General features: G+C 61.2%; 22 protein-coding genes. 6 read left to right on the top strand and 16 right to left on the bottom strand.

Features of this window, described 5'->3' with window-relative positions:
* Position 1: 1 nt before the first annotated feature.
* The 3 genes from fabI to fabA form a co-directional block, all read right to left on the bottom strand.
* The gene (gene fabI, locus NKI85_RS04155) at positions 2-814 is read right to left on the bottom strand and encodes an enoyl-ACP reductase FabI (protein WP_352526710.1); all 813 of its coding nucleotides are present in this window, start codon (positions 812-814) and stop codon (positions 2-4) included.
* A 13-nt stretch (positions 815-827) separates the two neighbouring features.
* On the bottom strand, positions 828-2,048 hold the full coding sequence (fabB, locus tag NKI85_RS04150; RefSeq protein ID WP_352776135.1) for a beta-ketoacyl-ACP synthase I: 1,221 nt from the start codon (positions 2,046-2,048) through the stop codon (positions 828-830).
* Between the two features lie 122 nt (positions 2,049-2,170).
* Positions 2,171-2,689: a 3-hydroxyacyl-[acyl-carrier-protein] dehydratase FabA gene (fabA, locus tag NKI85_RS04145; protein WP_352526713.1), complete on the bottom strand. Its 519-nt coding sequence runs from the start codon at positions 2,687-2,689 to the stop codon at positions 2,171-2,173.
* Between the two features lie 240 nt (positions 2,690-2,929).
* Here fabA and irrA point away from each other — a divergent pair, with 240 nt between their 5' ends.
* Together irrA and NKI85_RS04135 are read left to right on the top strand one after the other, a co-directional pair.
* Positions 2,930-3,361: an iron response transcriptional regulator IrrA gene (gene irrA, locus NKI85_RS04140; protein ID WP_352526715.1), complete on the top strand. Its 432-nt coding sequence runs from the start codon at positions 2,930-2,932 to the stop codon at positions 3,359-3,361.
* Between the two features lie 10 nt (positions 3,362-3,371).
* Complete coding sequence (locus NKI85_RS04135) at positions 3,372-3,731, top strand: DUF4260 domain-containing protein (RefSeq protein ID WP_352776132.1); 360 nt, start codon at positions 3,372-3,374, stop codon at positions 3,729-3,731.
* Between the two features lie 81 nt (positions 3,732-3,812).
* Here the strand turns inward: NKI85_RS04135 and NKI85_RS04130 are convergent, their stop codons facing one another.
* Complete coding sequence (locus tag NKI85_RS04130) at positions 3,813-4,370, bottom strand: SH3 domain-containing protein (RefSeq protein WP_352776130.1); 558 nt, start codon at positions 4,368-4,370, stop codon at positions 3,813-3,815.
* Positions 4,371-4,525: 155 nt separating this feature from the next.
* On the opposite strand from NKI85_RS04130, the gene NKI85_RS04125 reads away from it, so the two are divergent.
* Positions 4,526-5,527: a 2-hydroxyacid dehydrogenase gene (locus NKI85_RS04125; protein WP_352470076.1), complete on the top strand. Its 1,002-nt coding sequence runs from the start codon at positions 4,526-4,528 to the stop codon at positions 5,525-5,527.
* A 64-nt stretch (positions 5,528-5,591) separates the two neighbouring features.
* On the opposite strand, the gene NKI85_RS04120 is transcribed toward NKI85_RS04125, so the two are convergent.
* The 9 genes from NKI85_RS04120 to NKI85_RS04080 form a co-directional block, all read right to left on the bottom strand.
* The gene (locus tag NKI85_RS04120) at positions 5,592-6,080 is read right to left on the bottom strand and encodes a GNAT family N-acetyltransferase (RefSeq protein ID WP_352526719.1); all 489 of its coding nucleotides are present in this window, start codon (positions 6,078-6,080) and stop codon (positions 5,592-5,594) included.
* Positions 6,077-6,838: a molybdopterin-synthase adenylyltransferase MoeB gene (locus NKI85_RS04115; protein WP_352776127.1), complete on the bottom strand. Its 762-nt coding sequence runs from the start codon at positions 6,836-6,838 to the stop codon at positions 6,077-6,079. Before NKI85_RS04115 ends, NKI85_RS04120 begins: the two co-directional genes overlap by 4 nt.
* 76 nt (positions 6,839-6,914) lie before the next feature.
* Positions 6,915-8,069: a DNA replication/repair protein RecF gene (gene recF / locus NKI85_RS04110; RefSeq protein WP_352526723.1), complete on the bottom strand. Its 1,155-nt coding sequence runs from the start codon at positions 8,067-8,069 to the stop codon at positions 6,915-6,917.
* 26 nt (positions 8,070-8,095) lie between these two features.
* Positions 8,096-9,214, bottom strand: coding sequence for a DNA polymerase III subunit beta (gene dnaN / locus NKI85_RS04105; protein WP_352526725.1), 1,119 nt, complete (start codon positions 9,212-9,214; stop codon positions 8,096-8,098).
* Positions 9,215-9,413: 199 nt separating this feature from the next.
* Positions 9,414-10,961 (bottom strand): chromosomal replication initiator protein DnaA, encoded by a 1,548-nt coding sequence (dnaA, locus tag NKI85_RS04100; RefSeq protein ID WP_502896014.1) that lies wholly within the window; start codon positions 10,959-10,961, stop codon positions 9,414-9,416.
* 835 nt (positions 10,962-11,796) lie between these two features.
* Positions 11,797-12,063 carry a 30S ribosomal protein S20 gene (gene rpsT, locus NKI85_RS04095; protein WP_023676922.1) on the bottom strand — a complete coding sequence of 89 codons (267 nt, stop codon included), beginning with the start codon at positions 12,061-12,063 and terminating at the stop codon, positions 11,797-11,799.
* Positions 12,064-12,223: 160 nt separating this feature from the next.
* On the bottom strand, positions 12,224-12,997 hold the full coding sequence (locus NKI85_RS04090; RefSeq protein WP_352526730.1) for an enoyl-CoA hydratase: 774 nt from the start codon (positions 12,995-12,997) through the stop codon (positions 12,224-12,226).
* Between the two features lie 23 nt (positions 12,998-13,020).
* A complete protein-coding gene (gene mutM, locus NKI85_RS04085; RefSeq protein WP_352776124.1) occupies positions 13,021-13,911 on the bottom strand; it encodes a bifunctional DNA-formamidopyrimidine glycosylase/DNA-(apurinic or apyrimidinic site) lyase in 891 nt (296 codons plus the stop codon).
* Complete coding sequence (locus NKI85_RS04080; RefSeq protein WP_352776122.1) at positions 13,904-15,145, bottom strand: phosphopentomutase; 1,242 nt, start codon at positions 15,143-15,145, stop codon at positions 13,904-13,906. Before NKI85_RS04080 ends, mutM begins: the two co-directional genes overlap by 8 nt.
* Before the next feature lie 160 nt (positions 15,146-15,305).
* Here NKI85_RS04080 and NKI85_RS04075 point away from each other — a divergent pair, with 160 nt between their 5' ends.
* Positions 15,306-16,232: a phosphate/phosphite/phosphonate ABC transporter substrate-binding protein gene (locus NKI85_RS04075; protein WP_352776120.1), complete on the top strand. Its 927-nt coding sequence runs from the start codon at positions 15,306-15,308 to the stop codon at positions 16,230-16,232.
* A 28-nt stretch (positions 16,233-16,260) separates the two neighbouring features.
* Here the strand turns inward: NKI85_RS04075 and NKI85_RS04070 are convergent, their stop codons facing one another.
* The 3 genes from NKI85_RS04070 to NKI85_RS04060 form a co-directional block, all read right to left on the bottom strand.
* On the bottom strand, positions 16,261-16,881 hold the full coding sequence (locus NKI85_RS04070; protein ID WP_352526736.1) for a TadE/TadG family type IV pilus assembly protein: 621 nt from the start codon (positions 16,879-16,881) through the stop codon (positions 16,261-16,263).
* Between the two features lie 30 nt (positions 16,882-16,911).
* A complete protein-coding gene (locus tag NKI85_RS04065; protein ID WP_352776118.1) occupies positions 16,912-17,472 on the bottom strand; it encodes a TadE/TadG family type IV pilus assembly protein in 561 nt (186 codons plus the stop codon).
* Positions 17,473-17,623: 151 nt separating this feature from the next.
* Positions 17,624-18,046: a pilus assembly protein N-terminal domain-containing protein gene (locus NKI85_RS04060; RefSeq protein WP_352526738.1), complete on the bottom strand. Its 423-nt coding sequence runs from the start codon at positions 18,044-18,046 to the stop codon at positions 17,624-17,626.
* 347 nt (positions 18,047-18,393) lie between these two features.
* Here NKI85_RS04060 and NKI85_RS04055 point away from each other — a divergent pair, with 347 nt between their 5' ends.
* Both NKI85_RS04055 and NKI85_RS04050 read left to right on the top strand, forming a co-directional pair.
* Positions 18,394-18,564, top strand: coding sequence for a Flp family type IVb pilin (locus tag NKI85_RS04055; protein ID WP_352526740.1), 171 nt, complete (start codon positions 18,394-18,396; stop codon positions 18,562-18,564).
* 153 nt (positions 18,565-18,717) lie between these two features.
* The gene (locus NKI85_RS04050) at positions 18,718-19,236 is read left to right on the top strand and encodes an A24 family peptidase (protein WP_352776115.1); all 519 of its coding nucleotides are present in this window, start codon (positions 18,718-18,720) and stop codon (positions 19,234-19,236) included.
* Positions 19,237-19,346 lie beyond the last annotated feature (110 nt).

Below are 19,346 nucleotides of genomic sequence, written 5' to 3'. Positions count from 1 at the left end.
GCTATTCCCGTCCGCCGTCGGTCTGCTTCAACTCGTCAAGCGTCGGCATGGAGACAATATGATAGCCGGAATCGACATAGTGGATTTCGCCGGTGACGCCGGAGGACAGGTCGGACAGCAGATAGAGCGCGGAACCGCCGACTTCGTCGATTGTCACCGTACGGCGTAGCGGCGAGTTGCGCTGCTGGTAGGAGAACATGTGGCGTGCGTCGGAAATCCCGGCGCCGGCAAGCGTCCGCACCGGTCCCGCCGATATGCCGTTCACTCTGATGCCGCGCGGGCCATAGTCGTTGGCGAGGTAACGGACGCTGGCCTCCAGCCCGGCCTTGGCAACACCCATGACGTTGTAGTTCGGCATGACGCGAACCGAACCCGCATAGGTCAGCGTGATCATCGAGCCGCTGTCCTTCATCAACGTGGCGGCGTGGCGGGCAACCTCGGTGAAGGAATAGCAGGAGATCACCATGGTGCGGACGAAATTGTCGCGGCTGGTGTCGGCGTAGAGGCCTTTCAGCTCGTTCTTGTCAGAAAAGCCGATGGCGTGGACGATGAAGTCCAGCCCGCCCCAGGCTTTGCCCAAGGTCTCGAAGGTGGCGGCGACCGACGCGCTGTCCTCGACGTCGCAAGGCACCACCAAGGATGCGCCCAGTTTCTCGGCGAGCGGCTTGACCCGGCGTCCGAAGGCCTCACCCTGATAGGTGAAAGCGAGTTCAGCGCCATGTTCGGACAGTTTGCGGGCGATACCCCAGGCAATCGAATGATCATTGGCGACACCCATGACAAGCCCGCGCTTGCCCTTCATCAATCCGTCCATGGTCGGCAAATCCTTATGCGGAATAGCGCTGGAAGATCAGCGTTGCGTTGGTGCCACCGAAACCGAACGAATTGGACAAAACAGTGTCGATCCTGGCGTCGTCGATGCGCTTGCGCACGATCGGCATGCCCTCGAACTCCGGATCGAGGTTCTCGATATGGGCGCTTTCACCGATGAAGCCACCTTGCATCATCAGGATCGAGTAGATCGACTCCTGCACGCCGGCCGCACCTAGCGAATGGCCGGTCAGCGATTTCGTCGACGTGATGAAAGGCATGTTGTCGCCGAACACCTCGCGGATGGCGCCCATTTCCTTGGAGTCGCCGACCGGCGTCGAAGTGCCGTGCGTGTTGATGTAGTCGACAGGCGAAGAGGCGGTCGCCAGCGCCTGCCGCATGCAGCGCACCGCACCTTCGCCCGAAGGCGCCACCATGTCGTAGCCGTCCGAGGTCGCGCCATAGCCGACGATCTCGGCATAGATCTTGGCGCCGCGCGCCTTGGCCTGCTCGAGCTCTTCAAGAATCAGCACGCCAGCGCCGCCGGCAATGACGAAACCGTCGCGATCGACGTCGTAGGCGCGGGAGGCGACCGATGCCCTGTCGTTGAACTTGGACGACATGGCGCCCATGGCGTCGAACAGGTCCGACATCGTCCAGTCGAGATCCTCATGGCCGCCGGCGAACACCATGTCCTGCTTGCCCCATTGGATCAGCTCGTACGCATTGCCGATGCAATGCGCAGACGTCGAGCAGGCCGATGAGATCGAATAGTTGACGCCGTGGATCTTGAACCAGGTGGCAAGCGTCGCCGAAGCGGTCGACGACATCGCTTTTGGCACCGCGAACGGCCCGATCCGCTTGGGGCTGCCGTTTTTGATCGTGGTCTCGGCCGCTTCGACGATTGCACGGGTCGACGGTCCGCCGGAGCCCATCACGATACCGGTGCGCTCGTTGGTGATGTCGGTCTCGTCGAGGCCGGCGTCTGCGATCGCCTGGTCCATTGCGACATGGTTCCAGGCAGCACCCTGCGACAGGAAGCGCATAGCGCGACGGTCGATCATGCCCGACGGATCCAGCGTCGGCGCGCCCCACACCCGGCAGCGGAAGCCATGCTCGGCGAAAGAGTCGGAAAAGCTGATGCCGGATCTGGCATCATGCAGCGAGGTCTGCACCTCGTTGGCATTGTTGCCGATCGACGACACGATGCCGAGACCTGTGACTACGACCCGTCTCATTCGCAACTCCTTCCAGCGCGGACCCCGAAACCTGAATCAATTTCCGGAACGGAACCATGCGCAAAATTAAAGTGCCACAGCGTCCTTTAGACGTCCAAGACGTGGCACTGTAGGGTCTTCGCTCAGACGGCGGCCGATTGTTTGGACAGACCGACTTTCAGATCCGTTGCCGCATATATGGGCTCGCCATCTGCCTTCAGCCAGCCATCGGCGATGCCAAGCACAAGCCGACCGCGCATCACCCGCTTGAAGTCGACGCCATACTCCACCTTCTTGACCGAAGGCGTGACCATTCCTTTGAATCTCACTTCACCGGTCGACAGCGCCATTCCCTTGCCGGGTTCGCCGAGCCATCCAAGATAGAATCCCGTCAACTGCCACATGGCGTCCAGGCCCAGGCATCCCGGCATGATCGGATTGCCGATGAAATGGCAGGCGAAGAACCACAAATCCGGCTTGATATCGAATTCCGCGCGGATGAAACCTTTGTCGAACGCACCGCCGGTCTCGCTGATCTCGGTGATGCGGTCGAACATCAGCATCGGTGGATAGGGCAGCTGCGCATTTCCCGGTCCGAACAGCTCGCCGCGGGCGCAGGCAAGCAATTCGTCGTAGCCATAACTGGATTTCGAACCCGCCATCAATCTCGTCCCCGTGATCGTCCCGGGCGATAGGCGCCCTTGCTGATGGTTTCCTAACACAATCTGTTTGAGGCCGGAAACCGGCGTTTGCGCTTAACCTGCCCGTCTGCCCGGGTCAATGCGCGCTATTGATCGCATTCGGCCGACAGAATATATGTCAGGACATGTCCAGTTTCGGCAGATGCTCTATTTCTGCCATTTTGGACGTGTCTGAGGCGAAACGGTGAGCGCGACCGATAGATGGATCTGGGTTGCCGGAAGGATAATGTCACTGTGGACAAGCGGGTTCGCGAAGCCGGTCTGAGGCCGACACGCCAGCGCATCGCGCTGGCCGATCTGCTTTTCGCCAAGGGCGACCGCCATCTTTCGGCCGAGGAACTGCACGAGGAGGCGCTTGCCGCCGGCGTGCCGGTGTCTCTGGCCACCGTCTACAATGCTCTGCACCAGTTCACCCAAGCCGGTCTTCTGCGTATCCTCGCCGTCGAGGGATCGAAGACCTATTTCGACACCAACACCTCCGATCACCATCATTTCTATATCGAAGGCGAAAACAGGATCTTCGATATCGACAGCGGCCCGGTGACGGTCTCCAACCTGCCGGAACCGCCGGAAGGCATGGAGATCGCCAATGTCGATATCGTGGTGAGACTGCGTCCGAAACGCTGCGACTGACCGGCGCCTTATGAAAATCCTGGATTTGACGCTCCGGCTCGAATGGGTCGCCGTCGCGGTGGCAGCTCTTGTCTTCTATGCAATGGCCGGTGTTTCCTGGTGGCTGTTTGCTGTGCTCATTCTGGCGCCCGACCTGTCGATGCTGGGTTATGTGGCGGGGCCGCGCGTCGGGGCCGTTGCCTACAACGCCTTGCACATACTGATCTTGCCCGTTCTGCTGGCGCTTGTCGGCAGCGTTTTTGACAATGCAATGGCGACAGCTATTGCGCTGATCTGGATCGTCCACATCGCCATCGATCGTGCTCTGGGCTATGGCTTGAAGCTGTCGAGCAGTTTCCGAGATACCCATCTCGGCCGCATCGGCCGCTAGATCCTCCCGAACCGAAGATCAGCGAAACAAAATGTCGGATCCGGTGCTTGCAGCGCTGGCCTGATCTCCGGTTCGGAAACGTCAGTTCTTGACCTTTTCGCCGGGATAGGCACCCCAGACGAGCGACTGGGCGAGCCAGCCGGTATGGCCGTCGAAGGTCATTTCGCACCACTGGCCATCGCAGGACTTGATTGTGCCCATCACCCCCGGTTCGAGGATCGCGATGACGCCTGCATCTTTTGCAGGGTCGTCGAGGAGGTTGACGCGGGCGTCCTTGCCGCGCTGCCAGGGGGCGACGATCGCCGTGCGGCGGCCCGAAAGCAGCGACTGATTGATCCAGCCTTCCGAGCCGTCGGCATCGCGCACGCGGCGCCACGTATCGAACTCCTGGATGATCTCCATCGGCAGGCCTGGCTTCATATACATCCAGTCGACGGAATAGTTGACGCCCGGACCGACGCGCGAGTTGACGCGGCCGGATTTCAGGCTGACGAAGCGCGGCAGCGGCAAGCCGCTTGGTCCGAGCGTGACGCTCTGGGCGGGTGCCGCCGCACTTTGCGCCATCACCAGTGGGCTATAGATGAGAGCGCCGAGCAATGCTGCACTGAGGGTCAGGCGAAGCGACGCGAAACCAGACACTTTCGTTCCTTTCGGCGCCGGCCCATCGGCCTCGCGCCCTTTTTCTTTGTCTTCGGCGGAACCGCTTGTTACATGGATGATCGGTACCGCGATCGGCTCTCAGTTTCGCCGTTCTTGGTTAAAGAGGTCTCAACGAGATCGGGTTCGAGGAAACAATGGCAGGCAAAAAGAAGCCCCTCGTCGTTATCACGCGCAAGTTGCCCGACCCGGTCGAAACCCGCATGCGCGAGTTGTTCGACGCTCGGTTGAATGTCGAGGACAGGCCGATGACGCAGCCGGAATTGGTGGCGGCGGTCAAGGAGGCCGACGTGCTGGTGCCGACCGTGACCGATAATATCGACGCGGCGCTGATTGCCCAGGCCGGCGATAACCTCAAGCTGATCGCCAATTTCGGCAATGGCGTCGACAAGATCGATGTTGCGGCAGCGGCCAAGAAAGGCATCACCGTCACCAACACGCCGAACGTGCTGACCGAAGATACGGCCGACATGACCATGGCGCTGATGCTGGCCGTGCCGCGACGGCTGGCCGAAGGCGCCAACGTGCTGACCGGGGACAAGAAATGGGCGGGCTGGTCGCCGACCTGGATGCTCGGCCGTCGCATCTGGGGCAAACGGCTCGGCATTGTCGGCATGGGTCGCATTGGCACCGCCGTCGCCAGGCGCGCCAAGGCCTTTGGCCTCTCGATCCACTACCACAACCGCCACCGCGTGCTGCCGGCAATCGAGGACGAGTTGGAAGCCACGTATTGGGAAAGCCTCGACCAGATGCTTGCCCGCATGGACATTATCTCGGTCAATTGCCCCTCGACACCGGCAACTTTCCATCTGCTTTCGGCACGGCGGCTGGCGCTTCTGCAACCGTCCGCTTACATAGTCAACACCGCGCGCGGCGATATCATCGACGAGGAATCGCTGGTCAAGCTCATCCATGACGGCAAGATCGCCGGCGCCGGCCTCGACGTCTACGAGCACGAGCCGGCGCTGAACAGCAAACTGCTGAAGCTCGCCCACAAAGGCAAGGTCGTGCTGTTGCCGCATATGGGTTCGGCGACGCTCGAGGGCCGCATCGACATGGGTGAGAAGGTGATCATCAACATCCGCGCCTTCTTCGACGGCCATCGTCCGCCCGACCGTGTGCTGCCGCTGCGGGCGTGACCGGCCATCGTGCCAGCGAATTCTGGTCGCGGCAGCTGCCTGCTCGCTTTTGGATAGCGTTTGCTTACAAAAGCACCTTGCGCATGGTGATTGAGGTCGGCCGGTCGTAACCTTTGTGCGCTGTCCGTTCGGTTTCGCGAAAGCCGAGGCGGGCGAAGGCAGCGTGGTTTCCGGTCAGTTCGACCCGGGTCTGGAGCTCGATGGCGGTCCTGTTCTGGCTACGGGCAAGATCTTCGACAGCCTGCATCAGCCGTTTTCCGATGCCTTGTCCCTGAAGAGCCGGCACGACCGCGAGCTTTCCGACATAGAAGTCGTCTGCCCGCTCCAGGACGAAGACGCAACCGACGATCTCGCTTTCCTTCAGCGCCAGGAATCCTGTCTCCTCCAGCGCTTTAGCCCTAAGATTTTCGACGGTGAGCCGATGCGCCGAGGACGGTGGATCAATAACGCCGTCCATGAAGGCGAAGGCGCGCATGACCAGTGCCAAGACCTCGTCCCAACGCTCGAAATCGGCCCCAAGCTGCACAATGGAAACGTCGGCAGGCAGGCTCACAGGTTAGTTCGCTTGTAGCGGATCGTGTCGAAGCGTGCCGCCAGCGCATCGTAGAGCAGCAGTCGCCCGACCAGCGGCTCGCCAATCCCGGTGACCAGCTTGATTGCCTCCATGGCTTGCAGCGTCCCGATGACCCCGGTCAGCGCGCCGACAATGCCAGCCACCGTGCAGGACGGCACCAGTCCCGGCGGCGGCGGTTCGGGAAAAAGATCGCGGTAGCTTGGGTTCAACGTGCCGTCCGGGCCGCTTTCGAACGGCTTCAGCACCGTCACCGAGCCGTCGAAGCGGCCAACGGCGGCATGCACGAGCGGCCGGCTTTCCGCGGCGCAGGCGTCGGCCACCGCGTAGCGTGTCTCGAAATTGTCGGAGCCGTCAACGACGATGTCATAACGGGCGATGAGGGCAGGGGCGTTGTCCGCGGTCAACCTGAAATTGTGCTCTTCCACGACGACGTTTGGATTGATGCGGACGATCGCTGCCTTGGCGCTGTCGGTTTTCGCCATGCCGACATCGCCCGTGGCGTGGATCACTTGTCGTTGCAGGTTGGAAAGCGAAACGACGTCGTCGTCGACGATACCGAGTGTGCCAATCCCTGCGGCGGCGAGATATTCGAGCACCGGCGCTCCCAATCCGCCGGCGCCGATGACCAGCACCCGCGACCGCTTTAGCCGCTGCTGGCCGGCGCCGCCGATTTCGGGCAGCACGATGTGGCGGGCGTAGCGTTCGAGCTCTTCGTCGGTGAGGGCGGCTGTGATCATCGCCGGACCATATAACGGAGGAAAAAACTTGTCAGGCGTCAATGCATGCGGCCCAGAAATGCGCCATTGACGAAGTTCAAATGGTCGGCCTGACCTTGCCGTGATCGACGGTCAGGAACTGCGCGCGTCCCTTGAGGCTGTCAAACAACGCGGCATCGGTCCCGGTCATGAAAGCCTGGCAGTTCAGTTCCTCCAGGATCGAAAACAAGGCCGCGCGCCGGCCGCCGTCGAGATGGGCGGCGATCTCGTCGAGGAGCAGGATCGGCGTCATGCCCGACATCTCGCCGGTTAGCCGCGCATGCGACAAGACAATGCCGACCAGCAGCGCCTTCTGCTCGCCGGTCGAGCAGAGTTCGGCGGGCATTGCCTTGGGCCGGTGGCGCACTACGAGATCGGAACGGTGCGGGCCGTCGAGCGTGCGTCCGGCGGTGCGGTCGCGCTCGCGCCCTTCGGCGAGTATGCGCCTGAACCGTTCCTCGACGTCGACGGCCGGTGAAATGCCAACTTCGCCTTCCAGTTCCCCCGAGATGCCGATGTCGGCTTGCGGAAACGGTCCGTCGCCGGGCAGACGGTCGATCATGGCGGCGAGCAGGCGCACCAGTTCAGCACGCGCCGCGGCAATTGCCACGCCGGTCTCGGCCATTTGCATCTCGATCGCATCGAACCAGGCACCGTCGCGCGAACCTTCAGCGAGCAGCCTGTTGCGGCCGCGCATTGCCTTTTCGTACTCAAGCGCGCGCTGGCCGTGGCCGGGATCGATCGCCAACACCAGCCGGTCGAGGAAGCGCCGACGGTCGGCGGCCGGCCCAGGGAACAGGCCGTCCATGGCCGGTGTCAGCCAGACGACGCGCAGCCATTCCAGCATGTCTTCGGCTGAGCGCGCCGCCGCGCCATTGATCCGCACCCGCCTGCCGCCTTCGCCGGCGGTATCGCTGCCTGCAATCCCGGTACCGATCTCGACCTGGCCGTCCGGCCCGTCAAGCCGGGCATGTAGCGCAAAGCCACCGTCGCCGCCTTCGCGCGCCACCTCGGCATAGGGTGCGCGGCGCAGGCCGCGGCCTGGCGTGAGCAGCGAGATCGCTTCAAGCAGATTGGTCTTGCCGGCGCCATTGTCGCCGGAGAAAACCACAGCGCCGGGATCAAGGTCGATTGCCAGTGCCGCATAGTTGCGGAAATTCGTAAGTGTAAGCTTACTAATATGGGTTTGCTGCTGTTTTGCAGATCCGGTCACGACAGCAAGATGGCCCCGTTCGGGCCCTACACCCGCATCGGCATCAGCACGTAGAGCGCGGTCTCGTCGGCCATGTCGTGGATCAGCGTCGGGGAACCGGCATCTGCCAGCATGAACTTCGCCTCCGTGCCGGTCAGTTGCGCGGCAACGTCGAGCAGGTATTTGGCGTTGAAGCCGATTTCGATCGGATCGGACGAATAGTCGGCCGCCAATTCCTCGGTGGCGCTGCCCGAATCCGGGTTGTTGACCGCAAGCGTGACCTGGCCTTCGGCGATCGAAAGCTTCACCGCCCGGCCGCGTTCGGAGGAAATGGTCGAAACCCGATCGACGGCTGCGGCGAAACTTTGACGATCGATAATCAGCTTCTTGTCGTTGCCGGTCGGAATGACGCGCTGGTAGTCCGGGAAAGTGCCGTCGATCAGCTTGGAGGTCAAGATGACGCTGCCGATGGTGAAACGGATCTTAGTGTCCGACAGCTCGGTGGTCACTGCAACGTCGGGATCATCGACCAGCTTTTGCAGCTCGCTGACCGTCTTGCGCGGGATGATGACGCCAGGCATGCCCTCGGAGCCTGCCGGCGCATCGATCTCGGCGCGCGCCAGCCGATGGCCGTCGGTCGCGACCGAGCGCAACTTCAACTTGCCGCCGGTCTCGTGCGTGTGCAGATAGATGCCGTTCAGATAATAGCGCGTCTCCTCGGTCGAGATGGCGAACTGGGTCTTCTCGATCAGGCCCTTTAGCCCGACGGAATCGAGCCGGAAAATATGCGAGAACGACCCGGCTGAAAGTTCGGGAAAGTCGGACTGCGGCAGGCATTGGAGGCGGAAGCTCGAGCGCCCGGACGTCACCGTCATGGCGTTGCCGTCTTCGTCGGTCTTCAGCAGCACCTCCGCGCCGTCGGCGAGCTTGCGCACGATGTCGTAGAGCAGATGCGCCGGAACCGTCGTCGCCCCGCCACGCTCGACCTTTGCCGGCGTTGCTTCGGTCACCTCCAGGTCGAGGTCGGTTGCCTTCATTTCAAGGCTGGCCCCCTCGGCGCTGAGCAGCACGTTCGACAGGATCGGAATGGTGTTGCGCCGCTCGACCACGCGGTGAACATGGTTGAGCGACTTCAGGAGGTTTGACCGTTCCAGGATAACACGCATGACGAAACAGGCTCGCTTGAATGAATGAACGGGTCTCCGACAAGCGGCGCCCCGCGAAAGGTCTGAACAGGCTCAGAATCTGCGTAAACTGACAGGAAAAACCCGGCAAACGCAAGCCCGCGCTACCGGTTCGGGCCGGCTGCAAGGGCTTTCTCGGGATAAAAAGGCCGAAGTCCGCAAGCCGGCGTTTTTCGGGCCGTCAGGCCTGGTCGTTGATCAGCCTTCTCAGCAATTCGAGTTCCTGCGCCAGCGTGTTGTCGACGCCGGAAAGATCCTCGATCTTGCGGACCGCGTGCAGCACGGTCGTATGGTCGCGGCCGCCGAAACGCCGCCCGATCTCCGGCAGCGAGCGCGGCGTCATCACCTTCGACAGATACATAGCGACCTGCCGCGGCTTGACGATGGTGCGTGTGCGCCGGTTGGACAGAAGTTCGGTTTTCGACACGTTGTAGTGGCGCGCGACAATGCGCTGGATGTCCTCGATACGCACCCGCTTCGGCTCGCCCGAACGATAGATGTGGCCGAGGATCTCGTCGATGCGGTCGATAGTGATCTGCGGTTCGAAGGATTGGCGAAACAAAAGCTGGTTGAAGGCACCTTCGAGCTCGCGCCCGCTGCCGGTCACCGTGCGGGCGACGTGGTTGAGGATCTCTTCGGAAATATCGAGCGACGCATCGTCGAGCTTGGCGGTGGCAAGCCTGAGCTTGAGCATACCGATGCGCATGGCGAAATCCGGGGCCGACATTTCCAGCGCGACGCCGCCGTTGAGGCGCGAGCGGACGCGCGGCTCCAGCGATTCCAATTCCGACGGCGGCCGGTCGGCAGCGACCACCACTTGCTTGGCGCTGTCGAGCAGCATGTTGATCAAATGGCAGAATTCATGCTGGATCGACTTGCCCTGCAGGAACTGCATGTCGTCGATGATGAGGAGGTCGATGTCGCGCAGCTGTTCTTTCAGCGTCAGTGCGTTGTTGTCGCGGATCGCGGTGGCGAACCGCCACATGAAATATTCAGCCGTCAGATAAACGACCCGCGATTTCGGATTCTGCTTCAGCGATTCTGCGGCGATCGCCTGCAACAGATGCGTCTTGCCCAGCCCGACCGTCGCGTGAAGAAAGAGCGGATTGAAACGCACCGCGCTCGACTGCGATTCCGCGACCGCCTTGGCGGCGGCAAAAGCCACTCGGTTCGATGGTCCCTCGATGAAAGAGGTGAAAGTATAGCGTGGATCGAGCGGCGAACCGAGCACATTGTGCCGGAACTCGGTCTCTGCCGGCATCCCCGGGCGGGGTGCAGAGACCCGCTCGACCCTGCTGGGGCTCGCCGTGCCCGCAGAGAGCGCGGTTTGCGTCTGCCTGGTCATCTTGCGGGCCGGGGCCACTTCTGGCTCGACGCTGTTGCGGCCCTGGCGTGTGGCGGTGCGAACGACGATCTCGATCTTGAGGATCTCCGGATCCTCGTGCTTCCACAACTCGGCGATGAGATCGAGATAGTGGCCGTTGATCCATGAACGCAGGAATGCGGTTGGCACCGAGATGCGGACAATGCCCTTGGAGGATTCAGCGACCTTCATGCGCCCGAACCAGCTCGAATAGACCTCGGTTCCCAGACGCGCCTTCAGCTGGGCCTTGACCCGATCGAACTTCTGTTCAGCTTCATTGGAAGCCGCCATGTCGTTCCTTCCGATTAACGTTCCAGGAAATGGGAGGTCGCCCGTAAGCTCCCTTTCGATGCCGCCGCTTTGCATGATCGAGTTCCTTGTCTCTTGTACCTGTTTTCCGCCGGGGATGCGCCTCCTGCATCCATGTTTCCGGCGACCGTGTCTTCGCTGCGACACTATCGCCGCCGCCGGCTGATGAATCGCCTCGTTATCGGTCCGGCTCCAAGAGCCGATCCGCCTTGGTCATGTCAGGACAATAAAATGCCGTCCGGCGAAAAACCGCCGGCGCACCGTCAACCTGCCATGTACAATTACGCCAGTCCCCTACCGTATCGAAAAGACAAACCAACCCGTCCGCGGAGTTGAATCCGCGCTGTAAACTCTGCCAATTTGAGCTGGCCGGTTTCAGGCTGGTCAAGGGCCAAGGGCCCGTCCCTTCGATAGACAGACATTACCGAAATCGCTGTGGATAGGGCAAGGCCACCCCTAACGGATTTTTAAGGAATCTGACTAGCAAGGGGCGGTTCGGACGTCATGCTGCAACAACTGATTTTGACAAAGCCATTGTGATTCAAACCCTTTTCCGGCGAATATGAAAAAGGCCGCACAACGCGAAATTTTCTGAAATAATTCACTTGACAGCCAATTGTCGCCTATCGGCCGCAGCCGATGTGAACAAGCTGTGGATCACCATCGGTAAGCCTCTGAAAAGAAGCGGTAATCTGTGATGCTCGGAAATTTTCGCATTGGCGGTTTCGGCGGCTGCGAATATCAGCGGGCATGTATATGCCGGCAAAGCATTTCGAACTTTGAAATGCACGTGGAGCACCGTTTGCGGGCTTTCTTTTAAGTACTTGCCGGCAAACGAAAAAACCCGGCGCGATCGGCCGGGTTTTAGGAAGGGCAGTTCAGGGAAAAGTGTCTAGGCTGACAGCACCTTGACCCGCTGGGCCAGCCGCGACACCTTGCGCGATGCCGTGTTCTTGTGCACCACGCCCTTGGTCGCGGCGCGCATCAATTCCGGCTCGGCCACCTTGAAGGCAGCCTGTGCGGCCGCCTTGTCGCCGGCCGCGAGCGCCTCTTCGACCTGGCGGATGTAGGTCCGGACGCGGGAGCGGCGGTTCTTGTTGATCGCTGCGCGACGGGCGATCTTGCGCGTTGCCTTTTTGGCCGAGGAGGTATTGGCCATGGTGCCTCTCTTCTGATCTGGTAGGCGCTTGCGGGATACCGCGGGGCGCAAAAAACAAACGGGCAGCCACAGGGCCGCCTCGGTTGGTGCGGCTTATAGTTCAGCTTTTCCGGCGCGTCAACGCTGCAGCGCTTTCTTTTTGACCGGTGCCTTCGTCATTTCATCGGTTCGTGAAATTCGGCTTCCGCTTGCCGGTGAAGGCCGCCATGCCTTCCTTCTGGTCATCCAGCGCAAACAGCGAGTGAAACAGCCGACGCTCGAACCGCAGGCCCTCGGTGAGCGTCGTCTCATAGGCGCGGTTTACGGCTTCCTTTGCCATCATCACCGATGGCAAGGAAAAACCGGCGATCTTGGCCGCGGCCTTAAGCGCTTCCTCGATCAACTCGCCGGCTGGCACGACGCGCGAGACCAGGCCGGAACGCTCGGCCTCCGCTGCGTCCATCATTCGCCCCGTCAGGCACATATCCATCGCCTTCGACTTGCCGACGAAGCGGGTCAGTCGCTGCGATCCGCCCATGCCGGGCATGACACCCAGCGTGATCTCGGGTTGGCCGAACTTGGCGTTGTCGGCGGCGATAATGAAATCGCACATCATCGCCAGTTCGCAGCCGCCGCCCAGCGCGTAGCCCGCCACCGCCGCGATGATCGGCTTTCGTGCCCGCGTAAATTCTTCCCAGCCGACGAAGAAATCCTGCAGATAGGCATCCACATAGGAGATCGACTGCATTTCCTTGATATCGGCACCTGCCGCGAAAGCCTTTTCCGAACCAGTGATGACCATGGCGCCGATGTCGGCATTTGCGCCCATGCTGTTCACCGACGCGACCAGTTCCGCCAGCACTTGTGAATTCAGTGCATTGAGCGCCTGCGGCCGGTTCAGCGTAATCAGCCCGACCTTGCCGCGGGTTTCGACGATGATGGTTTCGTAGCCCATGCTTGCTCCTCCTCGCTTCTGGTTCAAGCCTGACAGGTCCGGCAGTGGAAGGTCGAGCGACCGCTTTGCACGATACGCTCGATGTGGCCGCCACAACCAGGCTTGGAGCAGGCCTCGCCCTCGCGATCATAAACCGCGAAGGAATGCTGGAAGTAGCCCAGCGATCCATCGGTCTGCATATAATCGCGCAACGACGAGCCGCCGGCGGCGATCGCATCGGCGACGACCGAGCGGATTGCCTCGGCCAGGCGTTCGTTCTGTTCTTTGGCTTTCTTGCCGGCTCTCGCGAGGGTGCCCGCTTCGCGCAGCGGTGACAGGCCGGCCCGCCAAAGCGCTTCCGAGACGTAGATATTGCCTAGCCCGGCGATCAGCCGTTGGTCGAGAAGTGCCGCTTTCAGAGGTGACTTGCGACCTTTCAGCAGCGAAGCGAGCAGCGCGCCGTCCAGTGCATTGCCTGTAGGCTCGACGCCTAATCCCGCCAGCATCGGATGCATGTCGGGCTCCCCTTCCGAAAACAGCATGAACCCGAAGCGGCGTGGGTCGTTGAAGATCACGCGAGAGCGGACGCCGGCAGGTGATGCTACATCGAAGACGACGTGATCGTGAGTGGTGTTTTTCGAACGTTCGTAGTGGAACGCGCCGGGTGTTGCGCTCTCGTCGGCCGTTTCGATGCGAAACGAACCCGACATGCCGAGATGGCAGATCAGCACAGGGCCGTTGTCCAGGTGCATCGTCAGATATTTGGCACGGCGGCCGAGCGCTGCAATCGTCTTGCCGGTCAGCCGCTCCGAAAATCTCTCGGGGAACGGAAACCGCAAATCGGGCCGGCGTGCCTCGACACCGACGATGCGGGCACCTTCAAGGACCGGCTGCAGACCGCGCCTGACTGTCTCGACTTCCGGCAGCTCAGGCATGGCCGCCTATCGTGGCATGGAAGGAGGTGCCGTAAGGGCCGCGCGCCAGCCCGAGATGTTCGGCCGCGGTTTCGCCGATGTCGGCAAACGTCGTCCTCAGTCCGATGTCTGCGCCTTTGAAACCCGGCCGTGTGCCGATAACCGGAATACGCTCGCGTGTGTGGTCGGTGCCGCGCCACGTCGGATCGTTGCCGTGATCGGCGGTCAAAATGAGCAGATCGCCTGGCCTCAGCCGTGCGAATGCCTCAGGCAGGCGCCGGTCGAAAGCTTCGAGTGCGGCGGCGTAGCCCGCAACGTCGCGCCGATGCCCGAACTCGGTGTCGAAGTCGACAAAGTTCGCGAAGACGAGGTCGCCGTCGCGGGCATCTTCCATGGCGCCAAGCGCTTTGTCGAACATCGCCATGTTGCCGGCAGCCTTGCGGACTTCCGAGATCCCCCGATGGGCGAAAATGTCGCCGATCTTGCCGACCGCGATAACCCGGCTGCCGCGCGCCGTCAGCCGGTCGAGCAGTGTCGGTTCCGGCGGCGGTACCGCATAGTCGCGACGATTGTGCGTTCGCTCGAACGTGGCGGCGGTTTCACCGACAAACGGCCGCGCGATGACGCGGCCGATATTCAGCGGATCGACCAGTCCGCGCACCACCTTGCAGAAGTCGTAAAGCCGTTCCAGGCCGAAATGAACCTCATGCGCGGCGATCTGCAGGACGGAGTCGACCGAGGTGTAGCAGATCGGCTTGCCGGTGCGGATATGGTCGTCGCCGAACCGTTCGATGATCTCGGTGCCCGGGGCATGGCAATTGCCGAGAATGCCGGGCACCTTCCCTTCGCGCACCATCGCTTCGGTCAACTCGGCTGGAAAGGCAGGAATCGTGTCCGGGAAATAACCCCAGTCGAAACGGACCGGCAGGCCGGCTATTTCCCAATGGCCCGACGGCGTGTCCTTGCCGCTCGAAACCTCCTGTGCCGCGCCGTGAAAGGCGGCGGCAAGCGGGGCACTGCCGCCGTTCTCGAACCTGAAACCCGTCGCCGTTGCCGCGGCATGGCCGAGGCCGAGCGAGAGCATGTTGGGTACCAGAAGCGGTCCGTCACGCAAGCCTTCGCGATCGGCGCGGCCTTCCGCGCAGGCCTGCGCGATGTGTGCGAACGTGTTGGAGCCGGTGTCGCCATAGCGCTCGGCATCGGCCGCGCCGCCGATGCCGAAGGAGTCAAGGACAAAAAGGAAGGCGCGTGCCATCGAAGGGTTCATCATTGCCTGTGTGTTGGCTCAGACATAGGGTTCCGTGCTGCCGTTGGCAATTCGGAAACCCAAACGGCACGGCTTGGCGCGCTGGTCCGGGAGAGACGAATCGCGGCATGGTCGATCTGCCGATGGAAATGCGCGGCATGGAGCTCGCATGAGGCCTGCCCTGAAAGCATTCGCTGCCGGACTGGCCTTGCTGCTGGATGCATCTTGCGCGGGCCCGGTGCGCGCCGATTGGCGCGATGGTATCGGAACGTTCCGTATCGGTATAGTCGCCGAGCCTGGCGCCGGCAACACTGTTCCAGGTCTGGCGCTGCTGACCGACGCCTTTACCAAAGCGCTCGGCATGAAGGTGGAGTTTGTCGTTGCCCGCGACTATGCGGCGTTGATCGAGGCGCAGGCCGATCGCCGCATCGAATATGCCGTCTATTCGGCAACTGCCTACGCCACCGCCTCCGAACGGTGCGGGTGTGTGGAACCTCTCGTGGCGCCGGTCGATTCGGACGGCGCCATCGGCATCCGCTCCGTTCTGCTGACGCGCGACGGCAGGGTTCCCGATCTGATGGCCATGGAAGTCCGTCGGGTCGTCATGGCGCCTTCCGACAGCGTCGGTGGTGCTTTGTTGCCGTTTGCCGGGCTGGCTGCAGACGGGGTCAACGTGGCGGAAGATGCACCGTTTTTGACCCACGCCAATTCGGCTGCCGCAGCTGAAGCGATGCTGGTCGACGGTGAGGCCGATGCCATATTCGGCTGGATGCCGGCTGTGGCCGACGGACAGCCAAACCCTCCTGGCGGCACGGTGGCGAGGCTCGAGGCCGCAGGGCTCTCGAAATCAGCGCTTCAGGTCGTATGGACGTCAGGCCTGCTGAGATATGGCCCGCACGCCGTCCGCAGCGATCTGGACCCCGAAGCCAAGCGCCGGCTCGCCGTGTTTCTCACCAATCTCAGATCAACCTCGCCGGACATTTACGATCTTCTGGAGCAGAAACATTCCGGCGGGTTCGCCGTTGCCGGTCCGAGGGATTATGTGCTGGCTGCGGCCATCGTGCACCTGGTCTCGGCCCGCGGTCTCAAGCAATAGCAACAGCCAGGTTAGCAGGTCTTAGGCATCAGCAATCGCTGCACGGAATGGTCGGGCTCCTGCGCGGCCGAAGATAATAAGTTTCGGCCATCGAAATCGAATTGAAGACCGAGCTTAACCCAAACCGGCTTTGGCCGTCCGCCGACCAGGTGATGATTGGCTTGTAGGCGAGGTCGCTTTCGACGCGAATGAGGAAAGTGCCTTTGATCTTGAGCGCGCTCGGGACCGTTGTGGCGGAGTCCTTGACGGCGTCGACGCTAGAGACGCCATCGACCACTTTGCGCGACCACACGACCAGGACTTTCGGCGTCGTCTCGTTCGTCACCTGTATCGCCGTGATGATGATCTTCGGTTTCGAGCGGTTGTAGGGCTGAAGCGTGGAACTGCCGATCGCCATGATGGCATCGAGATCTGCCGCCTTGATGGTCTGCTGCTGCGTGACAAGGTCCGCTACCATGCTGCCGATGCGGCTGACCTTCTTGCTGGTCTCGATGGCTTGCGAGGCCTCCATGGTCATAAAGTACATGATCAACAGGACAGGCACGATGAGGGCAAACTCGACAGCCGCAATACCGCGGCGGTCCGAGCAAAGCCGGATTGCTCTTGTACAAATCTCTGCGATGCCCAGCTGTGCCCCCGCACGAATCATGGCTTTGCCCTTTTCAAGCGACTACGCGGTTCAGTTGTCGAACGGCTCGTTCTGCCAAGTGATCGAAGCGAAATGCAGCGTTTTGCCGTCCTTCAGATTGGCCATCGACTTGGCCATGAAGTCGGTCATCACCGGCCATTTGTAAAAAACCCGCAGCATGTTTCTCGACTCCGCCAGGCCCGGTGCGACCGTGAAGGTCTGCGTGCTCGTGCCCTTGGTCAGCACGACATCGCCGTCCTGGATCTTGAAACCGGCCAGCGCCGCATCGGCGAAGGTCGGATATTCGCGCAAATCCACCAGCAATCCGGGACAGGTCTTGGCGACCATGATCTCCAATTTGGTGCAGATCATATCCCGCAGCTTGGTCCCGGACACATCGGCAGGTCTTAGCTGGCCGGTACGCAGCTGGCGCGCGATGTCGTCTGTGGCGTTTGCCATCACTTCTTGTGCGCCAAATGAAATGCAGCTCTCCAGGATGGCGAAGACGAGAAGCGCGAAGGGAATTGCAAGCATGGCGAATTCGATCGCCGTGCTTGCGCGTCGGTCGCCCAAAAACCGTCCGGGAAAGCCTGCTCGTCCTGCCTTGCTCATGTCCTCTACCCGCCGATTCCGGTTCTGTATCGGACCCAGCATTAGTCGGAACCGATTGAAGTCCGGTTGGAATGACCGTTAAATTCGGCGGGAAGGCCTTAACCGGCCGATAACCGAAGCGCGTTCCCGCAAAGGCGGAGAGGTCGGCTAGCTAATGCCCGGCGCTCATCTCGGCTTCAGAGGCCTTCTCGGCATCGCTCTTGTACGAGCTTTCGCAATATGGCGCGCAGGACATGGTCTGTACTTCGGCACGTCGATAGATGCGCACCGACGACGCTGCCTGGCGCACGACGGTGATTTGCTCATCGATGATCGGGTTGCCCTCCTGATCGAGGACAACCAGATTGGTGACGCCAAATCCCTTGCCGGTCAGCACGATCGTCGATGCGTCCTGCACGGAGGCGTCGGCGATCGCCGGATTGCCGACGACAATCGTATCGGCGGCGCGCGACAATTTGACGATCTTTGCCTGGTTCATCGTGACTTCGATGCCGGCGCCGGCCATCGCTGGAACAGCGAAGGCCGCCGCGGCAAGAAGCGCCGCAACTGGAAATAACGATCTCGGCCCGGCCATTGAGGCGCTCCCCGGCAGCAACAAACTGTTCAACAGAACATGAACGAGATTGGTGAACCAACCGTTAAGCGGCTGGAGGTCATGATTAATCCGGAACCGGCATTGGGCTAGCTGGCACGGCTCAAAGGCGTTGCCGAATTGCGCCTTTCGCGGCCTTTGTCAGCCAGTGCGTCCAGTGGCCGGTATTTTAGTTCTGGGTTAACCACGCAATGTCATCGAAGCGCGAAAGGAATCAGTAAGCCTGTTTATTAAGTCGATTGAAACAGCTTCGCGCTAGATTCGCAGCATCCGATCAGCCACCAAGAGAAGTTGACGGAAGTGCTGTAACAATTGGAGTAGGAGCTCGAATGTCTAACCTTATCGCACGTTTTGTGAAGGACGAATCCGGCGCGACCGCTATCGAATACGGTCTGATCGCCGCTCTTATCGCGCTCGCCATCATGGTCGGCGCCGGCTCGCTCGGCAACGCGCTGAATGCCAAGTTCGACAAGATCGCCAGTAAAGTCAACGGTTCGTAACAGACAACAACATTCGGTTGTTTCCAATAAGGGCCGCCGCACTGGCGGCCCTTATTTAGTCCTACGCATGATTTGAAATTTAGACCTCATCAATCGTTAATCGAACATGCCTAGGCTGGGACCAGGTACAGTTTGACCATAGGCGCCACGCCCATGCTTGAAGCAGTGATCTTCGTCGTCTTTCCGTTCTGCATGCTTTTTGCCGCGATCTCCGACATGCTGTCGATGACGATTGCCAATCGCGTGCCCGTCCTGCTCGTCGTTGTCTTCGCCTTGGTTGCGCCTTTGACCGGCGTGGACTGGGCCACCTATGGCTGGCATTTCGCCGCCGGCGGCCTGGTTCTTGCTGTGACGTTCGGCCTGTTCGCCCTCGGCGGCATGGGGGGCGGCGACGCCAAGCTCCTGGCCGCCACTGCCGTATGGATGGGACTGAACATCCATCTCGTCGAGTATCTCGTCGCCTCGACATTCATCGGCGGTCTGCTGACGCTTGCCATCCTCGCCTATCGAAAATCGCTGCTTGCCGCCGTCACAAGCCATAATCGGTTCCTGCGCCATTTCGCAGATGAAGCGACCGGCGTTCCGTACGGCATTGCGCTTGGCATTGGGGGTCTGCTTACCTATCCGGACTCGCCATTGATGGCCTGGGCACTCACCAGGCTTGCCGACTGAATTTGCTTACTGTGTTGGCGCCGGGGCAGGCGAGTTGCCCACGCCTTTCGTTCGGGCCGGGCTTGGTCGCTCTAATTTATGTAAACCTTAAATTAATCACGATCGTAAGT

Origin of the sequence: Mesorhizobium sp. M0571 (assembly GCF_040320985.1) — a bacterium.
Taxonomy (GTDB): Bacteria; Pseudomonadota; Alphaproteobacteria; order Rhizobiales; family Rhizobiaceae; genus Mesorhizobium.
The sequence above is the reverse complement of the archived record's forward strand: the minus strand, read 5'-3'. Positions and strand labels throughout refer to the sequence as shown.